This is a genomic window from Mesorhizobium ciceri biovar biserrulae WSM1271 (genome assembly GCF_000185905.1).
GTDB lineage: Bacteria > Pseudomonadota > Alphaproteobacteria > Rhizobiales > Rhizobiaceae > Mesorhizobium > Mesorhizobium ciceri.
Map to the genome: position 1 here is coordinate 5,680,051 of NC_014923.1, position 22,633 is coordinate 5,702,683.

At 59.2% G+C, this 22,633-nt stretch carries 26 protein-coding genes; 13 read left to right on the forward strand and 13 right to left on the reverse strand.

Annotated features, from left to right (window positions below):
• Positions 1–649: 649 nt before the first annotated feature.
• The 12 genes from MESCI_RS27475 to MESCI_RS27530 all read left to right on the forward strand — a co-directional run bounded on the left by MESCI_RS27475 (position 650) and on the right by MESCI_RS27530 (position 8,306).
• Positions 650–940, forward strand: a complete 291-nt coding sequence (locus MESCI_RS27475; RefSeq protein ID WP_245262907.1) for a hypothetical protein — start codon at positions 650–652, stop codon at positions 938–940.
• 1 nt (position 941) lies between these two features.
• The gene (locus tag MESCI_RS27480) at positions 942–1,316 is read left to right on the forward strand and encodes a helix-turn-helix domain-containing protein (RefSeq protein ID WP_013533237.1); all 375 of its coding nucleotides are present in this window, start codon (positions 942–944) and stop codon (positions 1,314–1,316) included.
• Positions 1,317–1,347: 31 nt separating this feature from the next.
• Positions 1,348–2,334 carry an ImmA/IrrE family metallo-endopeptidase gene (locus MESCI_RS27485; protein ID WP_245262908.1) on the forward strand — a complete coding sequence of 329 codons (987 nt, stop codon included), beginning with the start codon at positions 1,348–1,350 and terminating at the stop codon, positions 2,332–2,334.
• A complete protein-coding gene (locus MESCI_RS27490) occupies positions 2,334–3,005 on the forward strand; it encodes a C1 family peptidase (protein ID WP_013533239.1) in 672 nt (223 codons plus the stop codon). The genes MESCI_RS27485 and MESCI_RS27490 overlap by 1 nt, the downstream gene beginning before the upstream one ends.
• Complete coding sequence (locus tag MESCI_RS27495) at positions 2,998–3,774, forward strand: hypothetical protein (RefSeq protein ID WP_013533240.1); 777 nt, start codon at positions 2,998–3,000, stop codon at positions 3,772–3,774. Before MESCI_RS27490 ends, MESCI_RS27495 begins: the two co-directional genes overlap by 8 nt.
• A 92-nt stretch (positions 3,775–3,866) precedes the next feature.
• A complete protein-coding gene (gene zapA / locus MESCI_RS27500) occupies positions 3,867–4,136 on the forward strand; it encodes a cell division protein ZapA (protein ID WP_013533241.1) in 270 nt (89 codons plus the stop codon).
• A complete protein-coding gene (locus MESCI_RS27505; protein ID WP_013533242.1) occupies positions 4,117–4,653 on the forward strand; it encodes a hypothetical protein in 537 nt (178 codons plus the stop codon). Before zapA ends, MESCI_RS27505 begins: the two co-directional genes overlap by 20 nt.
• Complete coding sequence (locus MESCI_RS27510) at positions 4,653–5,318, forward strand: dCTP deaminase (protein ID WP_013533243.1); 666 nt, start codon at positions 4,653–4,655, stop codon at positions 5,316–5,318. Before MESCI_RS27505 ends, MESCI_RS27510 begins: the two co-directional genes overlap by 1 nt.
• Positions 5,319–5,735 (forward strand): hypothetical protein, encoded by a 417-nt coding sequence (locus MESCI_RS27515; protein WP_013533244.1) that lies wholly within the window; start codon positions 5,319–5,321, stop codon positions 5,733–5,735.
• Positions 5,736–5,738: 3 nt separating this feature from the next.
• Positions 5,739–6,329: an Nmad2 family putative nucleotide modification protein gene (locus tag MESCI_RS27520; protein ID WP_013533245.1), complete on the forward strand. Its 591-nt coding sequence runs from the start codon at positions 5,739–5,741 to the stop codon at positions 6,327–6,329.
• A 163-nt stretch (positions 6,330–6,492) separates the two neighbouring features.
• Positions 6,493–7,641 carry a nucleoside triphosphate pyrophosphohydrolase family protein gene (locus MESCI_RS27525; protein ID WP_013533246.1) on the forward strand — a complete coding sequence of 383 codons (1,149 nt, stop codon included), beginning with the start codon at positions 6,493–6,495 and terminating at the stop codon, positions 7,639–7,641.
• The gene (locus tag MESCI_RS27530) at positions 7,638–8,306 is read left to right on the forward strand and encodes a uracil-DNA glycosylase (protein WP_013533247.1); all 669 of its coding nucleotides are present in this window, start codon (positions 7,638–7,640) and stop codon (positions 8,304–8,306) included. Before MESCI_RS27525 ends, MESCI_RS27530 begins: the two co-directional genes overlap by 4 nt.
• Positions 8,307–8,725: 419 nt before the next feature.
• Here the strand turns inward: MESCI_RS27530 and MESCI_RS27535 are convergent, their stop codons facing one another.
• From MESCI_RS27535 to MESCI_RS27595, 12 genes are all read right to left on the reverse strand, one after another.
• A complete protein-coding gene (locus tag MESCI_RS27535; protein WP_013533248.1) occupies positions 8,726–8,932 on the reverse strand; it encodes a hypothetical protein in 207 nt (68 codons plus the stop codon).
• 563 nt (positions 8,933–9,495) lie between these two features.
• Entirely contained in the window at positions 9,496–10,683 is a 1,188-nt protein-coding gene (gene ubiM / locus MESCI_RS27545; protein WP_013533249.1) for a 5-demethoxyubiquinol-8 5-hydroxylase UbiM, read from the reverse strand.
• Between the two features lie 123 nt (positions 10,684–10,806).
• Positions 10,807–11,094 (reverse strand): hypothetical protein, encoded by a 288-nt coding sequence (locus tag MESCI_RS27550; RefSeq protein ID WP_013533250.1) that lies wholly within the window; start codon positions 11,092–11,094, stop codon positions 10,807–10,809.
• Positions 11,095–11,527: 433 nt separating this feature from the next.
• Positions 11,528–11,683 (reverse strand): cbb3-type cytochrome oxidase assembly protein CcoS, encoded by a 156-nt coding sequence (ccoS, locus tag MESCI_RS27555; RefSeq protein WP_013533251.1) that lies wholly within the window; start codon positions 11,681–11,683, stop codon positions 11,528–11,530.
• On the reverse strand, positions 11,683–13,968 hold the full coding sequence (locus tag MESCI_RS27560; protein ID WP_013533252.1) for a cation-translocating P-type ATPase: 2,286 nt from the start codon (positions 13,966–13,968) through the stop codon (positions 11,683–11,685). The genes ccoS and MESCI_RS27560 overlap by 1 nt, the downstream gene beginning before the upstream one ends.
• A complete protein-coding gene (locus tag MESCI_RS27565) occupies positions 13,965–14,462 on the reverse strand; it encodes a FixH family protein (RefSeq protein ID WP_013533253.1) in 498 nt (165 codons plus the stop codon). The genes MESCI_RS27560 and MESCI_RS27565 overlap by 4 nt, the downstream gene beginning before the upstream one ends.
• On the reverse strand, positions 14,459–16,018 hold the full coding sequence (gene ccoG, locus MESCI_RS27570; RefSeq protein WP_013533254.1) for a cytochrome c oxidase accessory protein CcoG: 1,560 nt from the start codon (positions 16,016–16,018) through the stop codon (positions 14,459–14,461). The genes MESCI_RS27565 and ccoG overlap by 4 nt, the downstream gene beginning before the upstream one ends.
• A gap of 138 nt (positions 16,019–16,156) precedes the next feature.
• Complete coding sequence (ccoP, locus tag MESCI_RS27575; RefSeq protein ID WP_013533255.1) at positions 16,157–17,020, reverse strand: cytochrome-c oxidase, cbb3-type subunit III; 864 nt, start codon at positions 17,018–17,020, stop codon at positions 16,157–16,159.
• A gap of 2 nt (positions 17,021–17,022) precedes the next feature.
• Entirely contained in the window at positions 17,023–17,172 is a 150-nt protein-coding gene (locus MESCI_RS27580; RefSeq protein ID WP_013533256.1) for a CcoQ/FixQ family Cbb3-type cytochrome c oxidase assembly chaperone, read from the reverse strand.
• A 10-nt stretch (positions 17,173–17,182) separates the two neighbouring features.
• Positions 17,183–17,914 (reverse strand): cytochrome-c oxidase, cbb3-type subunit II, encoded by a 732-nt coding sequence (gene ccoO, locus MESCI_RS27585; RefSeq protein WP_013533257.1) that lies wholly within the window; start codon positions 17,912–17,914, stop codon positions 17,183–17,185.
• A complete protein-coding gene (gene ccoN, locus MESCI_RS27590; RefSeq protein ID WP_013533258.1) occupies positions 17,905–19,533 on the reverse strand; it encodes a cytochrome-c oxidase, cbb3-type subunit I in 1,629 nt (542 codons plus the stop codon). Before ccoN ends, ccoO begins: the two co-directional genes overlap by 10 nt.
• Positions 19,534–19,976: 443 nt before the next feature.
• Complete coding sequence (locus MESCI_RS27595; protein WP_013533259.1) at positions 19,977–20,726, reverse strand: Crp/Fnr family transcriptional regulator; 750 nt, start codon at positions 20,724–20,726, stop codon at positions 19,977–19,979.
• A 155-nt stretch (positions 20,727–20,881) separates the two neighbouring features.
• On the opposite strand from MESCI_RS27595, the gene hemN reads away from it, so the two are divergent.
• Positions 20,882–22,228, forward strand: coding sequence for an oxygen-independent coproporphyrinogen III oxidase (gene hemN / locus MESCI_RS27600; protein WP_013533260.1), 1,347 nt, complete (start codon positions 20,882–20,884; stop codon positions 22,226–22,228).
• Positions 22,229–22,360: 132 nt separating this feature from the next.
• Here hemN and MESCI_RS27605 read toward each other — a convergent pair whose 3' ends face one another.
• Entirely contained in the window at positions 22,361–22,633 is a 273-nt protein-coding gene (locus MESCI_RS27605; protein ID WP_013533261.1) for a DUF2274 domain-containing protein, read from the reverse strand.

Genomic DNA, 22,633 nt, shown 5'->3' on the forward strand with positions numbered 1-22,633 from the left:
CCCACTCGATGATCAACCGGAATTTCAACACACTGATTTTGCTACCCAATTTTTTTCCGAAATTCTATAATACCGTCCCAAATACCGTCGGATTCTTACGCTGTTGAAAACGCTACAACAATGTAGTCGCTGTCGCAGCATGCATCCTTTTGACTGCATCATTTCCGGTAGCGCCTTCGCAGCGCCAAACAGAAAGGCGCGTGGACGCCATTTCGGCGGATCCATCGGACCCGGTATGCAAACCGAGACTGGACAACGGCTGCTTGGTTTCGCATCCGTTTGGCCCACGGAGCACCGACGAATTTCCTACAATTCGACTGTATACGAGCTTTGGACTATTCGCAGCCTGTTGGCGAATGACCGCATTGGTGCCGCAAGCGGACGAGCCGGTCCTGGGACGAACTAGCCAGAAAGGCCATTCCGCTGGCACCCCATTGGCCGCAACGACATTGGTTGCGATCCCGCAGGTTGCAGTCATTTGAATCCGGCCGGCGGGGTAATGCCCAATTCGGTCTCCTTCGGCCCAAACCAGAAAAGCTGCTATCACCGCTGCTCTAGGGTCGCAGCAAACTTTAGATAAACCGCGCCACGCAGAGCCCCCGTTGTCTGTTTTTCAGACATGTGCTAGATTCGAGTCGGATAAATGGACATGCGAGGTATCATCATGTTCCCTGCTCAAGCGTTTGAAGACGCAATCCGAAATGAAATCAGTACGGCCATCAATGACCGTCCTGCTCCACGTGCGGCATGGGAGCCTGCGGTCGACTCGCTCGTGATGGTCCGGGTTGTTTTGCGCATCGAGGAAGAGTTCGCACTCGACCTTCCGGACGACGTAATGCCAGCTGGTGGCTTCCGTAGTGTCGAACACTGCGTCGTGACCGTCATGGAGACATGTCGTGAAGCGTGGAGAGTGAGCCAGCCCGAAACCGAGGAGGTGTAATATGGCACGGACCCCTGTTGGATTCGCAGGTCCAAACCCGGAGGCCGTTCGGCTCGGCAAGCGCCTCAAGGACGCGCGTGAATATGTGGGCATCACACAAGAAGAAGCGGCAAACCACCTGAAAGTCCGCCGCTCGGCAATTTCGGAAATGGAGGCGGGCAAGAGGGGGGTCGGCGCCCTCGAAATGAAAAGCCTAGCCGTTCTGTACGAGCGGCCGACATCCTGGTTTACCGGCGAATCCGAGCAGCTGCACGTGCCCGAAGACGTCGCATTTCTGGCGCGCACAGTAAGCGATCTGTCAGAGAACGACAGGGGTGAGCTGGCAAGCTTTGCGGAATTCCTGCGCTCCCGTTCGAAGGTGAACAAGAATGGCTAGGGCGCCCACGCGCGACGCAGTCCTGAAAGGCATGCGGGCAGCGCTTCGCCTGCAGCGCGACCTCGGCCTGGATCAAGGCGCCGCGCGAGGGCATCGCGTGGACGTATTCGGTTCGATCTACCGACAGAACGTCCCCTTGCTTTTCCGGAAGCTTGAACCGCTCTTGGGGGCTTATCTGCGCGAGGGCGGCAATCCAGGGATCATTCTGACGACGCGCCGTCCGCTTGGCCAACAGCGCTTCACTGCTGCGCACGAGCTTGGCCACCATGTGCTGAACCACGATCCCCATGCGGATGATGATAGTATTCTGCGCCGGTCGCCGGATCATGCTCGGGACTACATCAACCTTCCACCCGCCGAGCAAGAAGCCGATGCTTTCGCGTCATACTTCCTCGTGCCTGACTGGCTGATTACGGCACTCATGCAGCGTCACCATTGGACGCCGCAGCATCTTCAGAAGGCAGACGTCGTCTACCAATTGGCTTTGCGCGTTGGCGCAAGCTATCGCGCGACACTCTACGCGCTAGTGCGCAACAGGGTTATTGGGGCCGGAATCCGGACGCAGCTTGTCAAAGCGCAACCAGCGACGATCAAGCGTGCACTCGTGCCCGACTATCCAATTGGGTCCACGCAAAACATCGATGTGTGGCACCTGACGGAGCGAGACGAGGGTACGGTGATCGAAGCCGGCCGAGACGACTTGTTCGTGGTCAAGCTGCGCGAAGATAGCAACGCCGGTTACGTCTGGAATTTCGACGAACTGGAAATGGCCGGCTTCGCGATACTGAAAGATGGCCGCGAACAGGTCACCGAAGGGGTGGTTGGGGCTCCCGCGATCCGGCATGTGCTCGCGCGGGCTTCAGATGCGACCGTGCACGGAGTCTATACTTTGTGGGAGCGCCGGCAGTGGGCTCCGGACGACAATCCTAAACGATGGTCGTTCGATTACAGACCTGTCTATTCGCACGATGCAGGATTGTTTCGCCCCTCGTTCAGACACGCGGGCGTTGCGCGCTGATGTTGAATGTCGTCGCCGATCTCAGAAACCAGCTTGAGCCGGCTCGCGATCAAGGTCGCCGCCCAACCTGCCTGTCTTTCGCGGCGAGCGCGACCCACCGAGCGGCGCATAAGCACCCGACCCAGTTGTCTCCTGAATGGCTTTATTACCACGCAACGCGACGTGATGGGTTGCAGCCGGACCAAGGCTCGACGATTGAAGCGACGTGTACAGCGATCTTGAATGACGGCCAACCAGATGAGGAGTTCTGGCCTTATCAAGATCGCGAAGTTTGCCTCAATCCCTATCAACCGGCCGGGCAACGCCCAGTCGTCGTCCGCTGTGATACCGGTCAACGAAGCAGCGATTCTGATCGCTGGCGCTCTGAGATCGACTCGGGGTCACCTGTCGTCATCACATTGTTCATTTCGTCCGCATTTTACCAGCCAGCACGGTTCATCGGACCGGAGGCGCTGATGGCGGAAGATCATATTCCAATCGATCCTACACTGGCGCACGCGGTCGTCCTAGCCGGATACGGCTACGTTAACGGCGCATCGCATTTTCTGGTCCGCAACTCCTGGGGACTGAGATGGGGATGGGCGGGCTACGCCTGGTTTTCCGAAACCTACCTCACCCGCCGCTTTGCTGGCGCCTTCGTCATCCAACATGGAGCATCCGACGATGTATAATCCTATGACGCCCGCACCCACCCCCGTCTCCGCATGGGTTAGGGCAGCCCGCCGGCTCAAGGCCGACGGTGATCAACACGGGCTTATGCTCCATATCGAAAATCCGACCGGATTTTCGCCAGGAGAGGACGAGATTGTGTGTCAGGTCGACGCGTTTCTGCGCGATCATGACAGATGCTGCGTCAGCACGGTCGCCAATACGATCTTCCCTGCCGCCCTTGATAGAGGCGACGGCATCGACGCGCTGACGAAGCGTTACATGCAGGTCTACGAGCGCCGCATGCATCGTCAGGGCGAGTGGGGTCGCTATTTTCAGCGTATGGTCGCCTGGCCGAACGGCGGCGGAAGGGGTGCGGGAACCGTCAATCAGCTTTCCGCGAATATCGAGACGCTGCGGGCGATGAGAAGCGGAGAAGCAAAGTTCTTCGGCAACGTGACAGAGATCGCCCTCTTCGATCCGGCTCGCGATCTGCGAAAGAAAATGAACCGGCAATGCTTGAGCTTCATCGAGCTAAAGCCCGAGCGCCAGGGAAATATCTGGCGGCTCAGCATGATGGCCGTCTATCGCAACCACTATTACGTCCAGCGTACGCTTGGTAATCTCATTGGCCTCGGCCGCCTGCTGCAGTTCATCGCCAACGAAACGGGTTTTGAGATTGGGACGCTGACAATCCAGTCCACGCATGCGTGTCTCGATCCAGACCTGCAACGCGGCGAGATTTTCGAGTTGATAACAGCTTGCGACGGTCCAACAGGCCTGGCGGCCTAGTCGAGCCGTAGCAGTATGCAACATCGGGTTGGCGCTCGATAAATCTGCGCCCGTATACGAAATTTAGGGGCTGCAATCAAAGGAATGATTTTATGAACGACGCAAAGCTCCCCGCCTTTGAGGATATCGGACAGATCGAGGTGGACTTTCTCGGCCAACGCATCGTTATCGGATGCATCGAGGGAGAACAAGAAAAGGCTCTTCGGCTTGCCAAACGCTTTGAAATTGACGCTGGCGAAGTGACTAAAGCGGTCTCCGCGGAAATCGAGCCGATCCAGGCGATGCTGATGGCCGGCATCTTGGCATATGAGCAACTTGAGCAGGCGGAGGCGGGCTATAACAATGGCGCCGATCACAGCTAAGAATCGAAAGGCGAGCCCGGAGAAGCCCCGCATTTCGATGCGGTCGCGACAGCGAGCACAGTATGAGCACGATCTGCACAATCACTTGGACATATTGTCGCTGTCGCGCGCGGATCGCCTGAAGCATTACGGCTTACATTTCGCGAAATACGCGGGACGGTTTGCCCGGGGTGATGCCGAAGTCAAAACCAGAAGCGAAACGCTCGTCGACGCGTTTCTCGTTGTGCTGAGCGCTGCAAATGCGCTGAACCAACGATTGCCGGATGTAGGAACCGGGGGATTGGTCGGTGGTGCGACCTCCGACCTCGCCTTTACCGACCACGCCGGACGTTTTGCCGATGCATGCGAGAAGATCGATCATCTCGAGGAATTCCGTGCGATCGCCCTTGCTGCAAACGCCGCGCTTTCAGAGTGGATCGTTCACAGCGCAAAAGCGGCTGATTTTGATCTCGACGCTCTCGTGGACGATCGTCGACGACAGCTTGCGCGCAGGCAGGTTTACGCTCAGGAGACTTAATGTTTCTATCGGGTAAGCTCATCGCTGAACATGGCGGCGGCTGGATCGCACCATTCGCCCCGCAGCGGGTCGATTGCGCAGCCTATACACTGCGGATCGGTGACGAAGCTTTCATCAGCCCGGAAGGTCGAGACACCCGCAAGCCGGGCCTGGTTCAACGCTTAGGGCACAAGGCGGCTATCGTAATACCGCCCGGGCAGTTCGCCTATTTGACCACGCGAGAGTTCGTAACGCTCCCGAATGACCTTCTCGGCTTCATCAACATGAAGAGTACGCTAAAAAACAGCGGTCTTGTGAATGTAAGCGGATTTCACGTCGATCCGGGCTACAAAGGAAAGCTTCTGTTCGCTGTCTTCAACGCAGGACCGCAGACAGTGACGGTGCGGTGCAATCAGGACGCATTCCTGATCTGGTTTGCGCGTCTCGAAGGCGCGACGGAACAATACGCCCGGCAAAAACCGGGATTTCGGGAGATCGACACGACTTTGATGGGATTACTCCCCGCCGAGACCGCATCGCTGAACTCCATCAACAAAAGGATGGATCAAATCGAGCGACGCATTTCCTACGCATTCGGTATAATGACACTTGCTGGCGGTGTTGCGGTTGCTGCGGTTGCCGGCGTCATTGCGAGCATGGCTTTTAAAGCCTTAGGAGGACCGTGAATGGCAGACGCTTTCATTCTTAATGAACATTTCAACGGTGGCGACCGTGCTACAATCGAGACGATCCTGCAAGGGGCAGGTTTCAATCCACGATACGATGTTCCGAGTGACATGTCCTCAGTCGACCCGGACACTGACATCGGCGTCGTCGGGCTCCCAGCAGTCCCAGGAGATCTCGGCACCATAGATGCGCGAACGATGGCGTTTGCCGGTGCTGGCATTCGGGTCGTGGCGATTTGGCTGCACACGGACCAGGAGGGCACAGGCGGTGTTCCCGCTTCGATCGGGAAATACGCTACCACAGTTGACCGCGATTCTGAAGTCTTGATGCCGACTCTAAAGGGCGAGACCGATGTCTGGGAACAACCAGGCGGGGAGAAAAGACCAAAGCCTCACACCAAACGCAACAAGTGTTGAGCCGTGAGCCGAATCTACTCCTACGTCGTCGAACATGACCTTGGCTTTGCACCGAACCCGTTCTGGGGTGTATGTACGCTAGCAAACTGCAAACCGATAATCCGAAAATTCGCTAGCGCAGGCGACCTCATAATCGGAACAGGTTCGGCTGACCTGCGGGCTACCGGCTACCTCGTCTACTGGATGCGAATATCGGAAATCACCTCCTTCGATGGCTATTGGTCAGACCCGCGCTTCGCGCGCAAAAAGCCAAACATGAACGGCAGCATGATGCATCGCTACGGCGACAACATCTACCACACGGCGCACGACGGCACATTCCAGCAGATCGACTCTTTCCATAGTGAAGACGATGGTACTCTGAGTGTCAGAAATCGGAAACGCGATACCGGTAACACGGAAAAAGTCATGCTTGCGACCGACTTCGCATACTTCGGAAAATCGGCTCCGGTTATCCCTGGACACCTGCGTTTTCTGATCAAAAAAGGGCCAAGCCACAAATGCCGTTTTCCCGACGGGCAGCGGGCCGCTATTGAGGGTTGGCTGAAGACGTTGCCCGAACGCGGGTATGTCGGTGAACCTGGACATTGGTGACGCTGAAGCGTTTGGCGCCTTCAGCGCAGCTGCAGTTCTCTGATCAACCGAGCGTTTTGCCCCGAATTACCTGTTGCCGACGAGCAACAGCGGGAGGAAGTTCAGCCGCTGCGATTCCTTATATCGTGATCATCTGGCAATCTGCCCTGGTGGGGGATTCGCGATGGATGGATCGACTCTATCACTAAACGAATATCAAGATTTAGCGCTCAAGACGGATCGAACAGGCCTGAAATCCAGAAATTTGAGCCTGCCAATCCTTGGATTGTTTGGTGAAACCGGCAGTTTACTTAGCGAGGTGAAAAAGAAGCAGCGGGACTCCAAAGCCTACGACTCGTACGAAAGCGGTGTGATCGAGGAATTCGGCGATGCGCTTTGGTACCTGGCGGTCATTGCAGCCCATGCAAATATCCGGCTAGCTGATATTGCAGAGGAATTCGAGTTCGGTCCTAACGAGGCGCTTCGCTTCGTGAATCTGCAACCGCAACAAACGCTTAACCTCGCAGCTCCCACGACGGAATTCGCACGAACGCTTCTGAAACTGGCCAATTCGGTAGGCAATCTTACCAATAGCGACGGTGAAGCTCTGTCAGACTGCGACCCAATCGCTTTTGCACAAAAGCTAAAAATGATTTTCCGCAATTTGGTGCACGCGGCCAACGAGGCAGGCGTGACCTTGGGGGACGCGGCGGTTCACAATCTGCGGAAGGCGCAGGATCGCTGGCCAACGGACCGCATTCCCCCTCCGCTGTTTGATCTGGAATTCCCCTCTGAGGAGCAGCTGCCTCGAAAACTCGCGATTGAGATTTTCGAGCGCAATTCTGGCCCCAAACAATACGTTTATCAGCGCTGCAACGGCGTCAATATCGGGGACCGCCTCACCGACAATAGTGTCGTGGAAGACTTCTATCGCTTTCACGACGCTTTTCACTATGCCTATGCAGCCATCCTTGGTTGGTCGCCGGTAACGCGGGCCCTATTGAAGCTCAAACGGAAGAGCAAGACCAAAGTCGATGACGGCGAGGACGGTGCCCGCGCGATTATTCTCGAAGAAGGTGTTGCGGCCTACGTTTTCGCGAGAGCCAAAGAACATCAGTTCTTCGAGGGACGCGATGAGGTTGATTTCAACCTGCTGAAGACGGTCAGGAGTTTCGTCCAGGGTTTTGAAGCGGAGCAGTGCCCGCTGTGGCTTTGGGAAGAAGCGATCCTGAAAGGAAACGCCGCCTATCGCTTTTTGCGACAGCATCGACGTGGGCGCCTCATCCTTGATCTGGACAAACGTGATATGATGGTGGAAGAGCTTGCGCCATGAAACCAGCTGACTTTGTCGAAGAACTCGCGTCCTACCAGTTTGCCAACGCGTTCAATCCCTACGCCGATGCGTGCCCAGAATTTGACGCCGAAGATGCGCCAGGAGTCCGTCGGCGGAACCTGGAAGCCGTCTTAAGTGCAGCAATCGAGAGAGGAGTTGATTCCTTCTGGATTGCTCGAGATCTTGGCTATCGGGGCGGTCGCCGAACGGGCCTGGCATTAACTGACGAGGCGCATCTTGATTGGCACTCAGAACTTCTCGGTACTGAACCACTCATGAGAGCGACTAAAGGCCCCCCCGTGGCCGAGCGCACCGCCACCGTTGTATGGCAGATGCTGCGCTCAATCGAACAACCGATCTTTCTCTGGAACGTCTTTCCGTTTCATCCGCATGGCCCCAATGAGCCGATGACAAATCGGTGTCATACCCGTAGCGAGCGATTGGCATGCAAACCCTTTTTGGAAGCGCTGATCGACACCTTGCAGCCGAAACATCTTGTTGCCATTGGACGCGATGCCCAAGCAGCTTTGGTGGACCTCGGCCTTGAGGCAACTGCGGTTCGTCACCCTAGCTATGGAGGGCAGAGCGAGTTTATAGGCCGCCTTGAGGAATTCTACTGCGTCCGCTCTAAGCCCGCCCGGGAAACCCAGCTACATCTGCTCTAACCGTTTCGTTCTCTCTACCGGCGTGCCGGGGCCGAAACAAAGTGCGTCGCCATGTGGGTGTAGAACACGCCTGGCGCAGGGCTGGACTTTCAGAGTAGAGTTCACCTCGGAAGAACATTCGGAGCGTTGACCGCGGCAGTATTGACCTGATGACGTTGGTCTGCCTCGTCGATGCTGGGGAGGCGAATTCTCGACGCGTGGCTCGCGTGAGGCTGTCTAATTGAGGCCTCAGTTCCGCGTTTTTCCCCGAGCCGGCCGAAGGGAAACAGAGGACGTCTGCAGTCTGCATCGTTCCGGGAGTTCGCATCGAAGGCGGGGACAATCGTTTCGTTGCCACTTCCTACTGCACGAAGCCGACCACGTGCCGGCGCAGGAAGCCAGACCTGCCCGCCGAAAGGCTGGTACATCTACCGCGGGTATTACCAGCGGATCACGACGACTTTTTCAGTCCCGTTGGCGAGTTCGACAGCCTCGGTGCCATCTTGCTTGCGGCTCTGGATTTTGGCGCTCTCAACGGCTTCAACATTGGCGGCATTGGCCGCAAAAGCCTCATCGATCTCGGCGACACAGACCAAAGTCTCAGGCGGTAGGTCCTTTATTTGGTCCAGCAACTCGCGAACATTCATGGCGAATCTCCTTGGCACATGCGGGGAGCAGATACGTGCTTCGCAGATGCGAAACCATGGTTCTTGAGAAAAGTTCCGTTCACCTGGGCACCGATCAAATTTGCGGCGCGAGAGCATCGGCGTCAGGGAAGTTTGCTCCTTAACGCGCCGCCATCCCGCTGGGCGCTTTGTGCTCGGACCGGGGGAGCCTTTCCCCTCACCCGGCCCGTTCGCGCGCAGTCACGTCCTTGCCTGAACCGACGGAGCGCTCCTAGGCCGCATCGAAGGATTCTCCGCCCCAAGCGCACGGGGTCCGCTTGTTTTGCAGTTGCAGCGGCACGGGATCTTGCGCAGTGGTTTTCCAGGAATCAGCCTTGTGGAATCCGATTCAAACCCGGACCATTGAGGTCATTCAGCTCGCCGCCGGCCGATGATCCGCGCCGAAATACCGCTCATTCGTCTCACCACAACCTCACCGAACAGGCGTTCGCTGACGCGGCGGTACTGATGATTTGGGCGGTGATGCCACCTTTGCCGAGCGGTCGTCGCAACAAGTCCACGAGCTCCAGAGCTGCTGGTTGCTTTCAGCGTTTGAGCATGGCCGAAATGCCGTGCCGGATAAGAGGAAAATGTTGGGCGAACCTAAGAGCCGCATGGCGTGCAAGCCGTGCCGTCAGTCGCTCGCTTGAGTAGAGTCGGACGAGCATATTCGTACCATGGTAGAGCGGCGCCGCGGACAGGCGAAGCCGCCTTTCGTATCCGTGCAGCATGTCGGGATCGGCAATGTCACGGCCGTCCCGACTTGCAGTCAGGATTGCATCGGCGAGTTGCTTTTGGCTGCTGAGGCCGATGTTGAAGCCATGCGCCGTCACGGGGTGCATTCCGATAGCAGCGTCACCGATGAGTGCGGCGCTCGGAGCCCTGAATTCGTGCGCCCAAGTGGTGACCAGTGGATAGGTGTGGCGGTTGCTTGCCAATGTCATTTCACCGAGACGGCCTCGACACCGCTTCGTCAATTCCCTGACGAACAATTCGTCGCTGAAGGCAAGCAGTCTGTCGACGTCGCTTGAGGGCAGAGTGAGCAGCAGCGAGGACACCCCCTCCCCCAGAGGCAACATCGCTATCGTTTGATGATGATCGAACCATTCGGTTGCCACATGGTGATGGTCGCGCTCGTGCCGCACCCGACAGATCAGCATCGAGTGGCCAAGCCGGTTGATGTCGGCGCCGATGCCGAGCAGATCACGCGTGGGGGACAGGCGCGAGTCCGCGGCAACAACAAGCCTGGCGCTCAACTGCATGCCGTCGGAAAGCCTTACCACGGCTCCTTTGTGGCTGGTCGTTGCATCGATGACCGAGTGGCCGCACAGGAGCTCTGGCTGATCACGCATCCGAACGATTTTGAACAGCGCATCGCGAATGCGGCAGTTCGGGACCAAAATTCCGAGTGGTTCTCCACACGCCCTTGGAGCATCAACACGCAGTGCGAAACCGCTCGAACCGTTAAGCACGCGCGCGCCTCGAAGTGGTGATTTGTCCGAAGCGGGAATGATATCCCAGGCGCCGAGCTCCCGAAGGATTCTGATCGAGGCATGAGTCAGCGCGATCTCGCGACCGTCGAAAGCCGGATTGGCCAGTCTTTCCAGGGCCTGCGCTTCAACAAGCGCCACCTTGAGTTTGCTCTGGGCAAGCGACGCGGCGAAGGAAAGTCCGACCGGCCCCGCTCCAACGACAATGATGTCGAAGCTGTAATCGGACTCGGCCATCAACATGGCGCCATCGCGTAGGCTCTCCAGTGCCCAAGCACGAACTGCGAAATCAAAGACGCCTTTGATGCTAGTTTAAGCACGACGCGCGCGAGCTATGGCCGCCTAAATAGGTGGCAAGCCGCCTCATCAGCGGCAGATGCTCACAAAGCCGTTGCTTGACGGCTGAAGCTGGCAAATAAGCATACGATCGCGCCGTTGCAGCGGCGCGATCTCGCGATCCTGGGCACGGAAGTGCTGCTGCTGCTGAAATTGCTGCCGCCTCAGCCTGTTCTCCAGCATCAGTGATTCGTTCTGCTCGACCAGCGCATTGCGATTGGCGGGGTTAAGGACTGGTGCCGAGGCGACTGGACCCGGCAACGCCGCCGTTCCCAGCATTCCCGACATAAAGATTGTCAATAGGCGAAATCGCGACATCCATTCACTCCTGCAAACAAAACGTTGGCATACGCATGCCATGTTCAGCATCCACCTCGACTTCGCCACGCTCGCTCAGCCGAAAGAGACGCCCTGCCATACCCGTGGAACAATCGGGCAAAAGGCTCGATGTGTGGGTGTTGATCCAGACCGATCGCGAGGCGCTCGGCGGCGCGATTAGTCGACCTAGGCATGGTTTCTCCTTGAAAGACTGACCCATGAAACCACACCGATGAGTAGATAACCCTGATCTGGGTCAATGGGCGTGAGAAATCCGGCGACCGCGGTTAGACGATCAACGCCTGCATATTGGGCGGAAGGGGCGACGTAATCCTGCCGCGACACAGGCTTTTCACAGATCAGCGTCAACCGGCGGCAGTGAAGCTGCCCTATGCAACCTCATTCCGCGCGGTCGTCTGCGGAGCGGCTTGAATCAGCCTTCTGGCTTGTCGTTATGGTCGAGAAGGATACGCTCTGCTGCCCCGTCGAGATCCTCGTATTGACCGCTTTTCAACGCCCATAGGAAGCCCGACAGCCCAAGCGCGCCGAGGAGCAGGGTCCCAGGTATCAAATAGGCAAGCGTCGTCATTACAGCTGTGCCCATCCGCCATTGTTGGAGTGTCTATCATCGGCAACAGTTTCCGCTGGTGTGTGCCGAACAAAGCCTTCCAGGCGCAATGCATTCCCGATGACTAGCAGCGACGAGGCGGACATCGCGATTGCGGCGATCAACGGTGTGACGTGCCCCGAGATAGCGATCGGGACTGCCACCGCATTGTAGACGATTGCGATTGCGATGTTCTGCCGGATCAGATTTCCTGCTTTGCGCGAGATGTCCAGTGCGAGCGGCACCGCCAGGAGGCTTTCGCGCAGGAAGACGAAATCCGCCGCGTTGCGGCCAACATCGGCGGCGGTGGCCGGTGCGATCGAGACATGCGCTGCGCTCAGCGCCGGCGTATCGTTGAGGCCGTCGCCAACCATCAGAACCTTGTGCCCAACTTTCGCGAGGGTCTCGATGCGTTCGAGCTTGCCGGATGGCAGCAGGCACGGAACGAAGTCGTCGACTCCGAGTGACTTCGCAACCTCGGCACAGGCTGCCGCGGTATCGCCCGACAGCATCTCCACGGGAACCCCGGCGTCGCTCAATTGATCGATGGCCGCTCTGGCGTCGGCGCGCAATGCATCCTCGAAAACGAAGCATGCGGCGATCATCCCGTTTCTCGTCAGCACCGTTCCGCCGTAGCCGTGTTTGCCTTCACCGCCGGTTCGAGTCTTCCAGCCAGCCCATCCGCGTCGGCCCAGTCGCCAGGTGCTTCCCGCGTCAGTGGCTTCGATTCCAAATCCCGGATGCTCGGTGACGGCATCGAATTTGAGCTGCCCGCCAGGAATGGCAAAGCCGGCTATGGCCTTTGAAAACGGATGGCGGGAATGCGCGGCCATGCCTCCCGCGACTGCCAGCATGCCCGGATCAATCGAGCCCGCATTGACCAGCCGGGGCTGGCCAAGCGTCAGCGTTCCGGTCTTGTCGAACACTGCAATGTCCACACTTGCCAGGCGTTCCATGGCGGAGCCGTCCTTGACCATGATGCCGTTCTCGAACAGGCGCCTTGCGGCGACCACCTGCACGATCGGCACAGCGAGGCCGAGCGCGCACGGGCAGGTGATGATCAGAACGGCAATGGCGATGGTTGTCGCCCGGTGCCAGTCGCCGGTTGCCACTATCCAGCCCAGGAATGTCACGAAGGCGGTGAGATGAACCATGGGCGCGTAGAGCGCCGAAACGCGATCAGCGATGCGGCGATAGTGCGCGCGGCCGCCCTCGGCGGCCTCCATGAGCCGAACCATTTCTGCCAGGAACGAATCCTTTACGGCAGCCATCGCCTCGATGGTCAACGGGCCGGTAAGATTGAGCACACCGGCCTGCACGACTTCGCCCGGCGCCACGTTTTTCGGCGTGCTTTCGCCTGAGGCCAGCGAGCAGTCTAGATCCGACGCCCCTTGAATGATCTTGCCGTCGACGGGGATCCTCTCACCGGCTGCAATCAACAACCGCATGCCGGGTTCGATCTCGCCGACCGGGAGGTAGTGGCGCGCGCCGTCGCCGCGCAGCACCATGGCGCCACGCGCGGCGAGCTGCGACAGGCCTTTCACCGCGGTGCGGGCACGTTCGCGCATCACGTGATCCAGCGTGCGGCCGATCAAAAGGAAGAACAGCAGTGATACCGACGCGTCGAAATAGGCGTGATCGCCATGGTTGATCGTCTCGTAGAGGCTCATCGCGTAAGCGAGCGACACCCCAACCGCGATTGGCACGTCCATGTTCATGCGGCCATGGCGCAGTGCATTCCAGGCCGAACGGAAGAAGATGCCGCCGGCGAAGGCGAGCGCCGGGATGGCAATCAGCGCCGAGACCCAGTGAAACAGGTCGCGGGTAGCCCCTTCGGCGCCGGACCAGACCGAGACCGAAAGCAGCATGATGTTGCCTGCGGCAAAGCCCGCGACAGCAACGGCGCGGATCAGCTCGGCAAGCGTCTTGTCATTTTTATCGATCTCGGCGGCGAACAGATGCGCCTCGTAGCCCAGCCGTCCCAGTGAAGCGACGAAAGGCGGCACCTTGTCTCCACGCCACCGGACCGCGACCCGCTTCGTCGACAGGTTGACACGCGCGCCTTCGACATTATCGAGTTTCGCCAGCGCCGTCTCGATCGTCCGGATGCAGGCTGCGCAATGAACCATCGGCACTGAAAGATCGGTCTGACGAAGATCGTCGCCAAGCGAGCGGCTCGCGAGCCTGATTTCCTGGCTGGATGGCAGCACCGATGCCGCGCTGCCCAGGTCCAGCGCCATTTCGGCGCCCGGTGCACAACAGCTCATTGTAGCGCTCCATGGGAGATCATGATCCGGCGGATGTCGCGATACGGTTTATCCAGGCCGGCGTCGGCGTCGATCTCGACGATCCAGACGCCGTCCTTGGGCATATGCTGCGCGGCGAATTCCTGGCCGGAGCCGAGCTCGAGCATGACAGACTCGTCCTCTTTCTCGTAAGCCGGATGACGAAACAGCATTTTGACGCCGTGCAGGGGAACTGGCTTGCCAGCGGCATCGGTGAGGCTGTAGCGGACTTCACCCCATGCGATGGTCAGCTTGCCGGTCCAGCCAAGGGCTGCCTGTGCCCGTCCTTCCGTGGCCTTCTTGTTGAATTGCTGGCTCGCCACATAGGTGTTTTCGACGACAAGGCCAGTCCAGCTTGTGCTGGCGAGCGTCGCCATGGTCAGATTGACCGCGATGACCACGCCGAAAAAGGCGAGAATGATGGCCAGCATGTGCCTGCCGGTAAATTCACGAGGCTTTTGTACATTGGCAGTCATCTGGGGGCCTCCGGCGCGTTGAAGGTGGCGGTGTACTCGTTCGACTCGAAGCTGGCTCTGTCCTCGACGCGGAACTTGAAAGTCTGCGCCGGCGCGCGGATCTGGTCCGCCGGCTGGCGCACAAAGACCTTCAGCATTTTCAGGCGGTCGGGTTCCACCGGAATGGCGAAAGAGCGGCGTGCCGGGATGTCGTCGCCGACGACGACCATGTCGGCGCCTTCAAGGCCCTGCATGGTGACGACGAGCGTCCGCGGCTCGGGGATCATGTTGAGCAGCTTGACGGTATAGCCGTTGCGGATGGAGCCATCGGATAGCGTGACGAATTGTGGATTGCGGTCATGCAGCACGTTCAGTTCGAGCAGATCGCGCGTCAGCAGCGAATAGAGCAGGCCCAGCCCGATCAGCGACCACAGGCCCATGTAGACGTAGGTGCGCGGCCGGAAGATCTTGCGAATGTGAAAATGCGCCACCTGATCGGAGAAGGTGCCGCCAGCGGTCCTGACGAGCGATGGACTGACTGGGCTGGAGCCGCCTGCGGTCGCCAGCATCATGTTGGCGTTGTAGTCGGACAGCGTCGCATAGGCGATCAGCCCGCGCTCCTTGCCGAGCTTGTCCATGACACCGTCGCAGGCGTCGATACACAGCGCGCAGGTAATGCATTCGAGCTGCTGGCCGTCGCGAATGTCGATCCCCATCGGGCAGACCGCGACACAGGCATTGCAGTCGACGCAGTCGCCGACGGAATGCCCCGAGGCTTGCACCTTCTTCGCATGACGCGAGCGCGGTTCGCCGCGCCAGTCATTGTAGGTGACGGTGAGCGAATTCTCGTCGAGCATGGCCGCCTGGATGCGCGGCCATGGGCACATATAGGTGCAGACCTGCTCGCGCATCAGCCCGCCGAACGTGTAGGTGGTCGCCGTCAACACGGCGATGGTGATGTAGGCGACAGGCGCGGCGGTACCGGTGAAAAGCTCGCCCACAAGTGTCGGTGCATCGGCGAAATAGAAAATCCAGGCGCCGCCGGTCGCCGCACCGATGACCAACCAGACGGCGTGCTTCGATACGCGCAGCATCAGCTTGCGGGCGGTCCAGGGACTTACATCGAGCTTCATGCGGGCGTTGCGGTCACCCTCTATCGCGCGTTCGACGACGAGGAACAGATCGACCCACACCGTCTGTGGGCATGTATAGCCGCACCAGGCACGGCCGACAGTCGACGTGATCAGGAAAAGGCAAACGCCGGCCATGACCAGGAGACCGGCCACGTAGAAGAATTCCTGGGGCCATATCTCGATGAAGAAGAAGTAGAAACGCCGATTGGCAACGTCGAGCAGCACGGCCTGGTCCGGGGCAAATGGACCGCGATCCCAACGCAGCCACGGCGTCAGGTAGTAGATGCCAAGCGTGATCGCCATCACCAGCCATTTGAAGCGGCGAAAGTTGCCCGAGGCGCGCTTTGGGAAGATTTTCTTGCGTCCGGCATAATGCGGCTGGCGGGTATTCGAGGAATTTGGGGCCGAGCCTTCGAGCCGTTCTGTTCGCGTATCATTGCGCACGTGCGTGCCACTCCCATCCGATGTCAGAAGGGGTATTCGTGCCGCATCGATAAGCGACGCAGCCGAAATGGTGTCGAGGCCCGGCTCGCGCCGGGCCTCGTCGCTTGGCAGGGGGAGGCCGAGAATAGGGCTTCCTTCCTATTCTCCGCCGCCAAGCGAATGGACATAAACCGCAAGCTCCTTGACTTTGATCTCGCCGAGACGGCCGAGCCAGGCCGGCATGACACCTTCCTTTGGCCCGCGGACCTGGGCTGCGACCGCTGCCTCGCCGGCCCCATACAGCCAAATGGCGTCGGTGAGATTGGGGGCCCCAAATTCCCTGTTCCCCTCCGCGTTCTCACCATGACAGGCGACGCAATTGTCGGAAAAGACCTTGGCACCGGGTTGGATCAGACTTGCATCGGCGACCTTGCCGGAGAGGCTGACGACATATGCGCTAACCTGCTGGATCTCGTCGGCGGTGATGATGTCGCCGAAGTCGGGCATTTCTGAGAGTCGGGTGTCTGGATCGGCCGCGAAGCGTATCCCATGCGTGATTGTCTGCTGGATCTGCTCGGCCTTGCCGCCCCACAGCCAGTCGTCGTCGTTCAGGTTGGGAAAGCCCTTGGATCCTTCGGCGCCGGAGCCGTGGCACTGCATGCAGTTGACTTTGAATGCGGCGCCGCCGGCGGCGATGGCGAATTCGCGCAAGGCATCATCCGATTCGATTTCCGAGACACTTTTCGACTTCACCGCCGCGAGGTATTTGCTCTTCGCTGCTTCCGCAGCCGCCAGTTCGTTCTTGACGTCATTGCGGCTCGAATAGCCGAGAACACCCGTCGTCGCCGAATGCAGCAGTGGCCATGCCGGATAGGCGATTGTGTAACCGATCGCCCACACGATGGTGACGTAGAAGATGGTGATCCACCAACGCGGAAGCGGGTTGTTCAGCTCGCGGATGCCATCCCATTCGTGGCTGGTGGTCGAGACCCCAGAGACTTCATCGATGTGCTCCTCGCTCATGATCACTCGTCCTGAAGCGGAATTCGGGCAGCTTCGTCCGCCAACTTACGGCTGCCGGGACGCAGGACGAAGACACTTGCCCCCGCAAAGAAAAGCGCCATGGCAACCAGACCCCAGCTGTCGGCAAACTCCCGCATAAGATTGTAATTCATGGAAAACTCCTCAGCGGTAACCGGCGCCTTCGTCGTAGTTCTTAAAATCGACCAGCGTGCCGAGCATCTGCAGATACGCAACGAGCGCATCCATTTCGGTGACCTGTTGCGGGTTGCCGTCGAAGTCGCCGGTCTTGGCCTTGGGATAACGGGCCTCAAGACCTGATGTGTCGGCGTTGGGATCAGCCTGCGCCATCAGATCGGCGTTGGCGTTGGCGACCATGTCATCGCTGTAGGGGACACCGACGCGCCTGTTGGCAACCAGATGCGTCGAGAAGTCCTTCACCTCGATCGGCGTGTCTTTCAGGAACGCGTAGCTCGGCATGATCGATTCCGGGACAACGGAACGCGGATCGGAGAGATGCGCGACATGCCAGGCGTTCGAGTAGCGGTCACCGACCCGGGCCAGATCCGGCCCCGTCCGCTTCGATCCCCATTGGAAGGGGTGATCGTACATCGACTCGGCGGCCAGGCTGTAGTGGCCGTAGCGCTCGACCTCGTCGCGGAACGGCCTGATCATCTGGCTGTGGCAGAGGTAGCAGCCCTCGCGCACATAGATGTTGCGCCCGACGAGCTCGAGCGGCGAGTACGGACGCATGCCTTCCACCTTCTCGATCGTGTTGTCGAGATAGAAGAGCGGCGCGATTTCGACGATACCGCCGACAGTCACGACAAGAAGGGAGCCTACGAGAAGAAGCGTGGCGTTCTTCTCGATAATGGCATGTTTGTCGATCAAGCCCATTGGTTTGGCTCCCTGGCAGGCTGAAGGACAGGCGGGGCACCCGACATCGGCCTCTCCTCGCGTTGATGGCCGAGGATTGTCATCGCGATGTTCCAGGCCATGATCAGGGCGCCCGAGAGATACATGGCGCCGCCTATGGCGCGCATGACGTAGTAGGGGCGCATGGCAGCGACGGTCTCGGCGAAGGAGTAGACCAGGAAGCCCTGCCCGTCGTATTCGCGCCACATCAGGCCCTGCGTGATGCCGGACACCCACATGGCGGCGGCGTAGACGACGATGCCGAGCGTCGCCAGCCAGAAGTGCCAGGTAACCAGCCGCAGCGAATAGAGCCGGTTACGGTTCCAGAGCTTCGGTACCATGTAGTAGATCGCGCCGAACGAGATCATGCCGACCCAGCCGAGTGCACCGGAGTGCACGTGACCAATTGTCCAGTCGGTATAATGGGACAGCGAGTTGACCGCCTTGATAGCCATCACCGGGCCTTCGAAGGTCGACATGCCATAGAAGGCGACGGCCATCACCATCATGCGGATGATCGGGTCGGTGCGCAACTTGTCCCAGGCTCCGGACAGCGTCATCAAGCCGTTGATCATGCCGCCCCAGGACGGCATCCACAGCATGATCGAGAACACCATGCCGAGCGTCTGTGCCCAGTCGGGCAGAGCGGTGAAATGCAGGTGGTGCGGCCCGGCCCAGATGTACAGGAAGATCAGTGCCCAGAAATGGATGATCGAGAGCCGGTAGGAATAGACTGGCCGGTTCGCCTGCTTGGGCACGAAATAATACATCATGCCGAGGAAGCCGGCGGTGAGGAAGAAGCCGACGGCGTTGTGGCCGTACCACCACTGCGTCAGCGCGTCCTGGACGCCGGAAAAGGCGGAGTAACTCTTGGAACCGAGCAAAGAGACCGGCATCGAAAGGTTGTTGACCACATGCAGCATCGCGATGGTCACGATGAAGGAGAGGTAAAACCAGTTGGCGACATAGATGTGCGGCTCCTTGCGCTTCAGGATCGTGCCAAGGAACAGGATGAGGTAGGCGACCCAGACGATGGTCAGCCAGATGTCCACGTACCATTCGGGTTCGGCGTATTCGCGGCTTTCGGTGATGCCGAGCAGGTAGCCAGTCGCCGCCATGACGATGAAAAGCTGGTAGCCCCAGAAGACGAACCAGGCGAGATCGCCGCCGAACAGGCGAGCGCGGCAAGTGCGTTGCACGACGTACAATGACGTGCACAGCAGCGCGTTGCCGCCGAAGGCGAAGACGACCCCGGACGTGTGCAGCGGCCGCAAGCGGCCGAAATTGAACCAAGGCTGAACGTTGAGATCGGGGTAGGCCAGCTGCAGCGCGATAACGACGCCGACCAGCATGCCGACGACGCCCCAGAACATGGTGGCGATGGCGCCGTAGCGGATCGGACCGTCCATATAGGCGGACGGGCCGATCGGAGCGGCCGGCTTGAACTCCGAGTTGCGCAACAAGATCCCGATAAAGGCAATAAGGGCAAAAGACAGCACCCCCATATGCTGGCGGAAAGGTCCATCAATGCCGAAGCCAGCAGCCACCAGGGCTGCAAAGGCAAAAAAGCCCACCACGACGATCGCTGTGCCGAATTTCATCGCAAATCCTGATCCCGAATCGGGCGGACGCCAATCCGCTCGGCATCAATTGCGCAGCTGCCCTCTGCCCGCCCTGATCCATGTCAGGTGCCAGGTTTGTGCGGTAGAATCGAGTTCGCGAAGAGCGGACGTTGGGGCGGGCGGATGTGTCGAAGCGCGGCCTCCGCGACGTTGGAAGTAGCGCTGCTAAGGTCGCCTGGAATGGCTCGGGAAAGACGCAGTGACATCGCCGCCAGCCTTGCGGGCACGAGGACCTCAAGGATCAATGCTTCACCGGCGATCTTTCCGGAACTCTTGCCGGCTGCCTCGCTATCCGACAAGGGTCGCGGATGCTCTTGGGTCTACGCTACCGCGACGCTCGAGGCTACAGCAATACATTGTGTTCGAACGCAGCATGTCCTGCCGCGGATCGGAGTTGGCGGCGCAGCGCCCGCCGCCTGGGCTTATCCAAACTGCCGCGGCCTTCGGCCGCCGCAACGCTGCTCCAGCCGGCCGACGCTCTCCACCCTCACATGGCGCTTGTTCTCGATCCGGATCACGCCTTCAGCTCGCAGTCGAGTCAGCTGGCGGCTCACCGTCTCATTCGTCAGGCCAAGGAAATCAGAGATGTCGGCACGAGTCAGTGGCAGATCGAAGGACGCCGATATGGCGGCCGAATCAACACTGGTATCGATGTTCAGGGCGAGCATGACGAGAAAACTCGCCACCTTTTCCGATGCGGTCTTGCGCCCGAGCGTCACCATCCATTCGCGTGCTGCGTCAAGTTCGTCCAGCGCCTGCTTGAGCAGGCGATGCTCGAGTTCCGGTGATTCCTTCACCATCCGTTCGAGGGCTGCCTTGGGGAACGAACACAGCGTGACAACGGTTGCCGCTTCCGCACTGATCTCGCTTTCGACCTTGAAGGGTCGCCCCAGAAAATCCGGTGCAAACTGGAGCCCTACGATCTGCTGGCGCCCGTCCGAAAGGCTCTTCGTCAGCTTGACCACGCCTGAAAGCACATTCGAATAGCTGTTGACGGCCTCGCAGTCTCCGACCAGTTCGACTCCTGGCTCGATCTTGTGCCGCGATGAACTCCTGGCAAGCGCAGCCAAACGGTCTGGATCGAGCGCGCCGCAAATACCGCGACGCCTTCCCTCGCAAGAGCGGCAAAGAACGGGAATGCCGGAACTGTGAATGTCCTGCCGTAATGTCATGCGTTCGCTGTACCCTCTTCCAAGCACCGACAGGGTAGCAATCCAGGGTAGAAAAATCCTTGCGGCAGTTTGTCCGAGCTGCACTTGATCGAAATCAGGGCATTGGCCGGCCAACCAGTCAAGAGTTCCAGCGGTGCAAACATGGTGACTACGAGATGCAGTCGAAAGTAGCTGCTCGGATTGTCGAAAACGTCCCTCGCTATACCAGCTATCCGACCGCACCGCATTTCCACGTGGGCGTCGATGCTGCGGATTATCGTGGCTGGCTGGAGGCGCTCAGCGAGGACGATGAGATATCGCTCTACGTGCACATCCCTTTCTGCGACAGGCTTTGCTGGTTCTGTGCCTGCCACACCAAGCAGACACGCCACTATGAACCGGTGACCAGATATCTGGGATCATTGCATGCGGAGATCGCCACCGTTTCAGGTCTCGCCGGAGGCAAGGGCCGGGTGCGTGCCGTCCATTTGGGCGGCGGTTCGCCGACAATGCTCAGGCCCGACGACATGGTGGCGCTCGGGACCGCATTGCGCCACAGCTTCTCATTTCTTCCCGGCACCAGGATCAGCGTCGAAATCGAACCCAACGACATGGACGAAGCCCGCCTCGACGCACTTGCCGAAATCGGCATGACGAGGGCCAGCCTCGGGGTCCAGGATCTCGATCAGAAGGTACAGAGGGCGATCAATCGCGAGCAGACCTTCTTGCAGACCAAAACGGTTGTCGACGGCGTTCGATCGCGCGGCGTCGAATCGGTCAACCTCGACCTGCTCTACGGCTTGCCGCACCAGACGAGGGAGATCGTCTTGTCCACTGTCAGGCAGGCGCTGACGCTTGAGCCCGACCGGATCGCCCTTTTTGGATATGCCCATGTGCCATGGTTCAAGAAACATCAGACCATGATCGACCAGGCGTGGTTGCCAGGCCCGGAGGAGCGGCTTGCCCAATCGCAACTGGCAGCACGCGCCATACTCGACCAAGGATACGAACCAATCGGCCTCGACCATTTCGCCAAACCGGACGATGCGCTGGCGCTTGCCGCGCGAGCGGGGACTTTACGTCGCAACTTTCAGGGCTATACCGAGGATCGCTGCGAAACCTTGATCGGTCTCGGGCCGTCATCCATCAGCCAATTCCGGCAAGGCTATGTACAGAACATGCCTTCGACCGCCGAGTATGGCCGCATGGTGGATGACGGTGGGCTGGCTTCGGTCCGCGGGATTGCCTTCTCGAACGACGACCGCGCCCGCGGCTGGGTCATCGAGCGCCTGATGTGCGATTTCGGCTTCTCGGCAGTCGATTTGGTGGAACGCTTCGGCAAAGCCGGCCAGAAGCTCCTTCTTCGGTCGAGTACCGTGGCCCTCGACAAGTCGGTCCGACTTGAACTCGACGGCGATCGTTTCGTCGTACCGCTGGAAAGTCGTCCCTTTGTCAGATGCGTCGCTGCGAAGTTCGACAAATATCTCAAAACGGGAAAGGCCAGGCACTCCGTGGGAGTTTGAGCCAGCGAGTGCGTCGCGGTCCGCGCAGGGTCCATCATCGGTGACCTATTTGCCAGACGATGTTGCCCGCGCACACCCTTGTCTGACACGCACGGTGCGCCACAATTGCACTTGACTGACTCTCTGCTTCGGTCATTCGGAATCTGAGGCTTTCAAAGACCGCGATTCGTCTGAGATGCTGGCCGTCGCCAGACCTTCTTTTCTGGCCTTGGCAAACGCTCGGTCGCCGTCCAGAAATCCCGCCAGCATGAACGGGATGAGTTCCGCGACTGTTTCAGACTCGCCGTAGGTCTGACGATAGAGCGCAGCATAGGCCTTGAGTTCTTGGCTCAACTCCGCGCTGACGGTGATGGTAATCTTCAAAGGCGTTCGGTCTGGAAGCTTGCCAAGTTTCAAGTTGGCCAT